The sequence below is a fragment of the Rickettsia tamurae genome (genome assembly GCF_000751075.1).
GTDB lineage: Bacteria > Pseudomonadota > Alphaproteobacteria > Rickettsiales > Rickettsiaceae > Rickettsia > Rickettsia tamurae.
The window spans coordinates 67,742-75,325 of the sequence record NZ_CCMG01000026.1 but is presented as its reverse complement, the minus strand read 5'-3'; the positions used below and the strand labels follow the sequence as shown (position 1 = coordinate 75,325).

The window sequence follows — 7,584 nt, the reverse complement described above, 5'->3', positions numbered from 1 at the left end:
AAGTAATGCAATATGTAAGTCCAAGCTCAGAAATAGGTAAAGAAATAAGAAGTGCGGTAAAGCAAGTATCTGAGATCAAGCTAAATCAAGGAATAAGAGTTTAGAGTGTAGTATAATAATATATCAAGTTAAAAAATGTAAATATATGAGTGAACAAGGAAACCTGCTTGGTGATCCAGATAAAGGCACGAAGAAAGGTTCAGGACGTATTACTAGCGACCACTGCAGCACCTACATATTTTAAGCCTGTGACTAATAAAGAGCATATTAAAGGCTATGAGAACCAAGAGGATGCACTTTATGCATATGCAGATGGGGGGCTTGGGTCTAATAGACCAGCATATGAGGCACTGAAAATATTAAAGAGCGGTCATAGTAGGGAAGAGAGTGCCAAGATACTTGATGATACTATGGTATTATCGCTTAACTTTGATAAAGATACATCAGGCAGTAGCTCAATACCAAAGATAGGATTTGATGGAGTAATAGGATGGCTTGTTAAAGGAAAGTTAGTTAGTCGTTTAATGCAAAGCAGCGAAGATAGTGCTACAGCAGAAGTAAGGGGCGATTTACCAGGAGAAGATGAGTTTGTGGAAGTAAAGCTACCTATTACAAAGGCGACAAGTAGTTTAGATAATAGTAGCCTTAAAAACATAGACGCATTAGTGGCGGTAGGTCGTAAGTATATAGAGGATCACACAGAGCAATTACAGAAGCTATGTGATAATTTAGTAAAATATGTAGAGGTCGAGACTAAAGCTATGACCCATGAAAAAGCAGCAGAAGATGCAATGGTAGCAATAGAAGCCGGTTTAGATTTAGATAATAGTTGTAATGATTCTACTATTGTAAATAAAGAAGCTATAACAGTTACATCTGATGATATAGCAAATAGTAATGAAGATGCTAATAGACATGATAGTGATGATACTGTAAGTAACCCTATTATCACCAATGACAATAGAGAGCAGATACTTGACGGTATTAAGCAGTATCTCACGTCATTTGCAAATGAGAATCCTGATTTAAAGGAAAATATTGAACAGTATTTGATTGCAATGAATGATTATAGCAATCAGGAATTAGAAAAACTAATATTAGATTTTGCAGAATGGCAAAAGGTAGTGAAAGAAATGGAATTACATGAGGCAGAGAGTGTACTTGCACCTTATATGAGTTACGGCATTGAAGCCAGTCAAGAGTCCATGGAATTTGAAGGGATAGACGACGAGGTCTCAAATCATGAGATTTTGGCGTGAAGAAATACAGCAAGAGTACATAATATGAATAGCAATGTAATTGTTGACCTTGTACCATCGCTGTTAAATGTCATATAGTTAACTCTAAGAGAAAGTAAGAAATGAAATAATGCATATAGTATGATGCTTTTAAATGATGGTAACCCAACAAGTATTAATCAAAAAAAAGAAGCTGAGCTTACATTAAGTAGGCACAGAATATTTAATTGGTTTGACAATCTCCCTAAGGTATGCCAAGAGTTGTTTACGGATGCGGTACAGATTTCAGACAAAAAAAGACAATATTTGAAAAATGGGATCATATCTTAGCCGCCATCCATACAGTGCCAAACTGTACCCTTGCTCAAAAGGAATTTGCCCAATTTTTTACTCCCTCCGATGTAGCCCTTTATGCAGCATTCTCATTATTAGATAACTATAATATGGAGAGCATATTTGATCCATGTGTAGGGGCATGGTAGCTTACTTATTACAACTGCACTTGTTCTTGTAGAAAAAGAAAAATTGTCCGGTTGGGATTTAGTAAGGAAATTACATGGTAGCGAAATAGATAGAGATACTAGAATAACTGCTATTAAAAATATAGCTAGATGTTTGGTAGATATGTCCCCTTCCTTAGAAATAAATCGTGTTGAGGCACAATTACAAAAGCAAATCAGGCTCTGTGATTTCATCACTTATCCTAATAATAAGTTATTTGGATTCAAGATTATAGTAAATCCACCGTACAAAGAAGGTAATAAATAGTATTTAACAGCGATTCTAAATTTAATCTTACAGACAACGGTGCATTTTTTCTAGATTATCATAGAGAGTAGTTCTTTTAACATTGAATGTCCGGCATATTGCAGCTTTGCTTGTGCCGGATTTCAGTGTTTCACTAATTGCTTGCATTTTTTCAGGTGAGATAACCCGTGGTCTTCCTCCTGTTTTTCCCCGTTGCTTAGCAGATTTTAAACCTGCCATAATACGTTCTTTAGTCAGTGCTCGTTCATATTGAGCAAGAGCCCCAAACACACTGAATAAAAACTCACCGTGAGGGGTTGTTGTGTCCATTTGTTCGGTTATGGATTTAAAGCCAATATTTTTCTGTTTAAAGCTATCAATAAGTGTAATGAGATGAGACAATGACCGTCCGAGTCTATCTAATTTCCATACAATGAGACAGTCGCCATCTTGTAAATAATTAAGAGCTTCTTGTAATCCTTTTCTATTATCTTTTGCTCCGCTTACCTTATCTTGAAAAATATGTCTTGGATCTACCCCTGCTTTAATAAGTGCGTCATATTGAAGATCGAACACTTGGCGATCATTTTCACTAGAAACTCTCATATATCCGACTAACATGTATGAAAAACCCTTTTTAGTTGATTGTCGTACAGTGCTGCAATACGACAGTGTTTGTCGTATATAAATAGCTTATTTTTGGGGATTTGTAAATAGATGATAGCTATTATGTCGGAAAACAAGTGTTTTCCGTACTAATATATTTCATGCTATCTAACCAATTAACCATTCTTTCAGTTTTGAATAACGCAAAGAAGTTTTATTATCTTTAATAGATATAGCCAATGCTTTTTTCTGTCCAATTATTATAACTAGCTTCTTGCCGCGAGTAATAGCTGTGTAAATTAAATTGCGTTTGAGCATCATATAACTTTGCATGGTTAGCGGAATTATTACTGCTGGATATTCCGAACCTTGAGATTTGTGTATCGTAGTAGCATAGGCTAGAGTAATTTGATCAAGATCACTATAATCATAAACCACATCACGATTATAAAAGTTTATTGTAACTTCTTGGTCCTGCTCATTTATATTATTAATAACCCCTATATCCCCATTATAGACTTCCTTGTCATAATTATTTTCCGTCTGCATAACCTTGTCTCCAATGGCAAAGGTTTGACCAAATTTAGTTATGCCGTTGCTATAGTTTGGATTTAGTATTTTCTGTAACTCAATATTTAATGATCTAGCACCTACGCCTCCTCTTTGCATAGGACATAATAATTGAATATCATTTATAGGGTTAAGATTAAATTTATTTGGAATACGCTCTCTTATCATCATAATAATTTTATTAATGATATCTTCTCCATGTTCTGCCTCTATAAAATAAAAGTCTGATTCTTTTTTTTGAGACGTAAGATCAGGTAAGATGCCATTATTCACGCGATGAGCATTAATAATAATATTGCTTGTTGCTGCTTGTCTAAATATTTCAGTTAACTTGACCGTCGGTATAACTCTAGAATTGATAATATCTTTTAATACTTGCCCAGAACCTATAGAAGGCAGTTGATCTACATCGCCAACTATTAGTAATGCTGAAGTGTGTGGAAGGGCTTTTAATAATGCATGAAATAGTGATATATCAACCATTGAAGCTTCATCTATTACTAGATAATCGCACAGTAATGGTAAATCCTCATTACGTTTAAACCCTCCGTAAGCAGGGTCTATTTCAAGCAATCTATGTATAGTGGTGGCCTCGAGCCCTGTACTTTCACTTAAGCGTTTAGCTGCTCTACCAGTGGGTGCACATAGTTTAATATTTAAATGCTGCGTAGATAATGTTCTAAGTAATGAATTTACTAATGTGGTTTTTCCTGTTCCTGGTCCACCCGTAATAACCATCAACTTATGCTGCAGTGCTTTTTCTATAGCCGTTTTTTGACTTGTTGCAAGCGTAATACCTAGCTCTTGCTCTATTGATGGCAAAACGGAAACGGTATCTATTTTGCCCCAAGTAACAGGAGCTTTTGTTAAATTGACTAGTATTTTAGCAATGTTTTTCTCATATATGTAATAACTAGTTAAGAAAATAGATTCAACGTTATCAATAGTATCAATTATTAATACATTTGACGCTACTTCTTCTATTATAGCCTGCTCAATGATATCGTACTCTATCTCAAGTAATTTTTGAATATTTTGTAGTAATATTTTCTTAGGCAAGCCGCAATGACCATCTGACGTCGCTTCAAGTAATGTATGCGTTAACCCCGCTTTGGCTCTGATTAAAGAATTCTTATCAATACCTAAATTACGAGCTATGGTATCTGCTGAAATAAATCCAATACCTCTTATATCTTTAGCTAATTGATAAGGGTTATTTGACACTATTTCAATCGCTCTATCACCATATGTTTTGTAGATTCTAGTGGCTCTAGTAGTACCCACGCCATGCGATTGTAAAAACACCATTATTTCACGAATGACTTTTTGTGCCTGCCAGTTGTTGCAAATACAGTTAGCTCTTACCTTACCTATCCCCTCAACAGTAGATAAAAGATGAGGCTCGTGTTCAATAACTTCAAACACTCTATCTTTAAATGCTAATACTAATTTCTTAGCAAAATATGGTCCTATGCCTTTAATCAACCCAGAGCCAAGATATTTTTCTATACCTTCTAGTGTATCAGGCGGCAATGATTTAATAAAATGTGCCTTAAATTGTTTACCATGATTTCTATCGTTATACCAAATACCACTACATTTTATATATTCTCCTACTAGTACAGATGGTATGTTACCTGTAACGGTGATTAAATCCCTATGACCTTTTACCTTAATACGTAATACACAAAATCCATTATCAGGGTTATGATAAGTAATACGTTCTATGATGCCGGATATATATTCATTAACATCCTGTTTATTCATATAGTTTTATTAAAAACCTTAAAATGTCTCAAAAGTTTTTGTGGTATAGTCGCTAATTTTTGCTCCTTATGCTATTTATATTCACTCCACTTGGCAATAGAAGACAACAGAGCCATATATGAATCAATTATACTGCCATATATACAAATTTAAATATGTGGCTATTAGAATCCATAGTAAGTATGGAATCATAAGAAGAGATACTGTTTTTATTTTTGGATAAGCTAGCAAAATTAGCATACCAACTATAATATCCATGGAAATCAAAATCAGAAGAGAAGTTTTGATCAGGTGAAAGTAAAAAAACAAAGGGGTCCAGCTCCAGTTTAAACAAGCTGCGTTACATACAAAGTTTTGATAGTATTCAGTACTGGAAACGTCGTAGTACGCCAAATTACCCACCCGCAAGCCCCAATGGCACTGTACAAAATATTCCACACGACTGGAAATACATAATTTGGCGGTGTCAGAGGTGAACGATTTAAGGTACTGTACCAAGTGCTAATTTCTGCTATAGTTAAAGAACCAATAATCGATCCAATCGCTACGAGTGCTACAATCCAGGTGATCAAAGTGAGGTATTTTTTTCTATAGTGCATTCTCATCTATTACTAAGTATTTATAATATATTTGTATGTATGAGGATATAACCTCTTGATTTCCTTATCCTAACGATACGTTTAATATGCGTATCTATTTCATGCTGGGTAGTGCAATGAATCACCTTATAATTGCCTTGATTAGAGTACAAAGTGCCCCAGCTACATATAAGATCAGTAGTACCAAAGAGATTGTCTTGAGTAGTTAATCTATAATATTTATGGTCTTTAATCCAATAATAAGCCATGTCAATTAGTTATAAAGATAAGTACCTATAATAATAGCAGAGCATCCAACCATACCTAGTATTTCAGCGTAAATAAGAGCTTTTGCTTTTTTAACCACACCATAAATTAACCAGTTAATAAGCAAAAATAAGCAAATAAGATATGCTGGTAATGAAATATCCTCAGCAGATTGAGTTGAGAATATTTTATATGCTTGTATATAATGCATAGATTGTCCAAGTATACCTACAATCATAATATAATATTCATAATAATTGCTTGTATTAGATTTCTGATTATGCAGTATATCAGTATTATTAATAGTCATAATGATGGTAACCTTAAGAGAATTTAAGTCCAATTATTGATATTATTAAAATTGTAATGAAGAATAATCGTAATATAGATATTGGTTCATTAAAGATAAATATACCCAATATTGCAGTACCAGCAGCACCAATACCAGTCCACACAGCATATGCTGTACCTATAGGGATTTTATTTAGAGTTTTTGAAAGGCACATAAAACTTAATGCTCCAAAGAAAATAAACAGGAGAGTTGGTTTAAGTTTTGTAAAGCCATCAGAATATTTTAATGAAATAGCAAAAGCCACTTCAAAAAGTACTGCTAATATTAAAAGAAGCCAGTACATAAGGTTAAATATTAATAATATATTTAGTATAAATTATTTTGAGTAAACATAATATTGTTCCTATAACTTACTATTTACAAAGTGCAGAAGAAAATGCATTAGGCTCCCTACCATGATAACATTTATATAAAGTATTTCTCTCTTGTATTATCCATTGACCATGATCAAAAGAAAGAACAAAAATGTCTTTTATTGCACTGATTGAATCATCCAATAAGCTAAGTTGTTCTATAGTTACTTTTGCTGAATTAGGGGATCCAACAGCGGATAATTCTTGCGATATATTCAGATTGCTAATTTCAATTTGAAAATCCTTACCCATCGCATCAATTGCTACTTGGAAAGGAGTATTAACTTGCATGTTATTTTCAGTGTTATTACATGCGAATAATAACAATAATATTGATAATATCAGTAATCTTATGTACATACACTAAAACCCTTCATTATTGTATTTAAATATTTTATACTAAAGCTCCATCAATTATAATTTAATATTTCGAGATTAACAATTCTCTACCTTTACTTTTCCACTTATCTATAATCTTCGGATTAATAATTAATTGTTCTTTACAATCAAGCAGCATTCCGTAAAGAATATGAGCATTATCAGGGTGTAAATAATCAAGACCTGCTTTAACAAATAATCCGCCTAGCATAATCTTTTTTCTAGCGTCAGATTTACGATCAAAAGTAATTGCTTTTTGTAATTGCATACGAGTATACCATAATTTTTTTGTAATTAATTTAATCAGTTTTGACGTTTCCTGATTTTGGTTTACTGGGCATCTTAGATTTCTTATGCACCTCTTTTAATTCATTTAAAAAAGGATGATTTTTATTATCAACATTTTTTACAAACTTTAGAAATCCTATTAGCAATCTATCGTCAATGGTCAGAGCATTACATGCTTTAAAGATGTTGAACAATTCTTCCTTACGCTTCTGAAGCAACTGAGTTTGTTGGTTTGCTAGTTGTGCTTCTATTTTAGCAATACGTTCTTTTTTAAGTTGCTGTAAATTAGCAAGTTTGGTAGCTGTACCTAAAGCCTTAGTTGCCATTATTCCTCATACTTTAAAAATTTAATCCAATCTTTGATATTTAATACTAAATCAGTATACCAACAAAAAAGGTATACAGTCAAACAAAAACAAGTATTAAACACATTTCTTTTA

General features: G+C 33.2%; 9 protein-coding genes and 3 pseudogenes. 3 read left to right on the top strand and 9 right to left on the bottom strand.

Going from position 1 to position 7,584, the window contains the following annotated elements; genetic code table 11:
- Positions 1-149: 149 nt before the first annotated feature.
- The 3 genes and pseudogenes from MB29_RS13900 to MB29_RS07605 all read left to right on the top strand — a co-directional run.
- Positions 150-341: pseudogene (locus MB29_RS13900) on the top strand (patatin-like phospholipase family protein); the annotation flags it as partial.
- Positions 342-665: 324 nt separating this feature from the next.
- Positions 666-917 (top strand): annotated as a pseudogene (locus tag MB29_RS13240) (hypothetical protein); the annotation flags it as partial.
- Positions 918-1,763: 846 nt separating this feature from the next.
- Positions 1,764-2,006, top strand: a complete 243-nt coding sequence (locus MB29_RS07605; protein WP_032139720.1) for a hypothetical protein — start codon at positions 1,764-1,766, stop codon at positions 2,004-2,006.
- A 27-nt stretch (positions 2,007-2,033) separates the two neighbouring features.
- Here the strand turns inward: MB29_RS07605 and MB29_RS07600 are convergent, their stop codons facing one another.
- The 9 genes and pseudogenes from MB29_RS07600 to MB29_RS07570 all read right to left on the bottom strand — a co-directional run bounded on the left by MB29_RS07600 (position 2,034) and on the right by MB29_RS07570 (position 7,470).
- Positions 2,034-2,606: a recombinase family protein gene (locus MB29_RS07600; protein ID WP_032139719.1), complete on the bottom strand. Its 573-nt coding sequence runs from the start codon at positions 2,604-2,606 to the stop codon at positions 2,034-2,036.
- A gap of 153 nt (positions 2,607-2,759) precedes the next feature.
- Positions 2,760-4,928, bottom strand: coding sequence for an SF1B family DNA helicase RecD2 (gene recD2, locus MB29_RS07595; protein WP_032139718.1), 2,169 nt, complete (start codon positions 4,926-4,928; stop codon positions 2,760-2,762).
- A gap of 123 nt (positions 4,929-5,051) precedes the next feature.
- A pseudogene (locus MB29_RS14400) lies at positions 5,052-5,527 on the bottom strand (TspO/MBR family protein).
- 20 nt (positions 5,528-5,547) lie between these two features.
- Complete coding sequence (locus MB29_RS10895; protein WP_084687029.1) at positions 5,548-5,775, bottom strand: WGR domain-containing protein; 228 nt, start codon at positions 5,773-5,775, stop codon at positions 5,548-5,550.
- Positions 5,776-5,780: 5 nt separating this feature from the next.
- Entirely contained in the window at positions 5,781-6,083 is a 303-nt protein-coding gene (locus MB29_RS07590) for a SemiSWEET family transporter (protein WP_010424146.1), read from the bottom strand.
- Between the two features lie 13 nt (positions 6,084-6,096).
- The gene (locus tag MB29_RS10890; protein ID WP_084687027.1) at positions 6,097-6,408 is read right to left on the bottom strand and encodes a DMT family transporter; all 312 of its coding nucleotides are present in this window, start codon (positions 6,406-6,408) and stop codon (positions 6,097-6,099) included.
- A 70-nt stretch (positions 6,409-6,478) separates the two neighbouring features.
- Positions 6,479-6,838 (bottom strand): hypothetical protein, encoded by a 360-nt coding sequence (locus MB29_RS07580; protein WP_215426295.1) that lies wholly within the window; start codon positions 6,836-6,838, stop codon positions 6,479-6,481.
- A 61-nt stretch (positions 6,839-6,899) separates the two neighbouring features.
- Complete coding sequence (locus MB29_RS07575; RefSeq protein ID WP_032139715.1) at positions 6,900-7,124, bottom strand: conjugal transfer protein TraD; 225 nt, start codon at positions 7,122-7,124, stop codon at positions 6,900-6,902.
- A 31-nt stretch (positions 7,125-7,155) separates the two neighbouring features.
- A complete protein-coding gene (locus MB29_RS07570; RefSeq protein WP_032139714.1) occupies positions 7,156-7,470 on the bottom strand; it encodes a hypothetical protein in 315 nt (104 codons plus the stop codon).
- Between the last annotated feature and the right edge of the window lie 114 nt (positions 7,471-7,584).

Bases quoted from the DNA above. Each gene is read 5' to 3' on its own strand.
- MB29_RS07600 (WP_032139719.1), bottom strand. From the start codon at position 2,606: ATGTTAGTCGGATATATGAGAGTTTCTAGTGAAAATGATCGCCAAGTG.
- recD2 (WP_032139718.1), bottom strand. From the start codon at position 4,928: ATGAATAAACAGGATGTTAATGAATATATATCCGGCATCATAGAACGT.
- MB29_RS10895 (WP_084687029.1), bottom strand. From the start codon at position 5,775: ATGGCTTATTATTGGATTAAAGACCATAAATATTATAGATTAACTACT.
- MB29_RS07590 (WP_010424146.1), bottom strand. From the start codon at position 6,083: ATGACTATTAATAATACTGATATACTGCATAATCAGAAATCTAATACA.
- MB29_RS10890 (WP_084687027.1), bottom strand. From the start codon at position 6,408: ATGTACTGGCTTCTTTTAATATTAGCAGTACTTTTTGAAGTGGCTTTT.
- MB29_RS07580 (WP_215426295.1), bottom strand. From the start codon at position 6,838: ATGTACATAAGATTACTGATATTATCAATATTATTGTTATTATTCGCA.
- MB29_RS07575 (WP_032139715.1), bottom strand. From the start codon at position 7,124: ATGCAATTACAAAAAGCAATTACTTTTGATCGTAAATCTGACGCTAGA.
- MB29_RS07570 (WP_032139714.1), bottom strand. From the start codon at position 7,470: ATGGCAACTAAGGCTTTAGGTACAGCTACCAAACTTGCTAATTTACAG.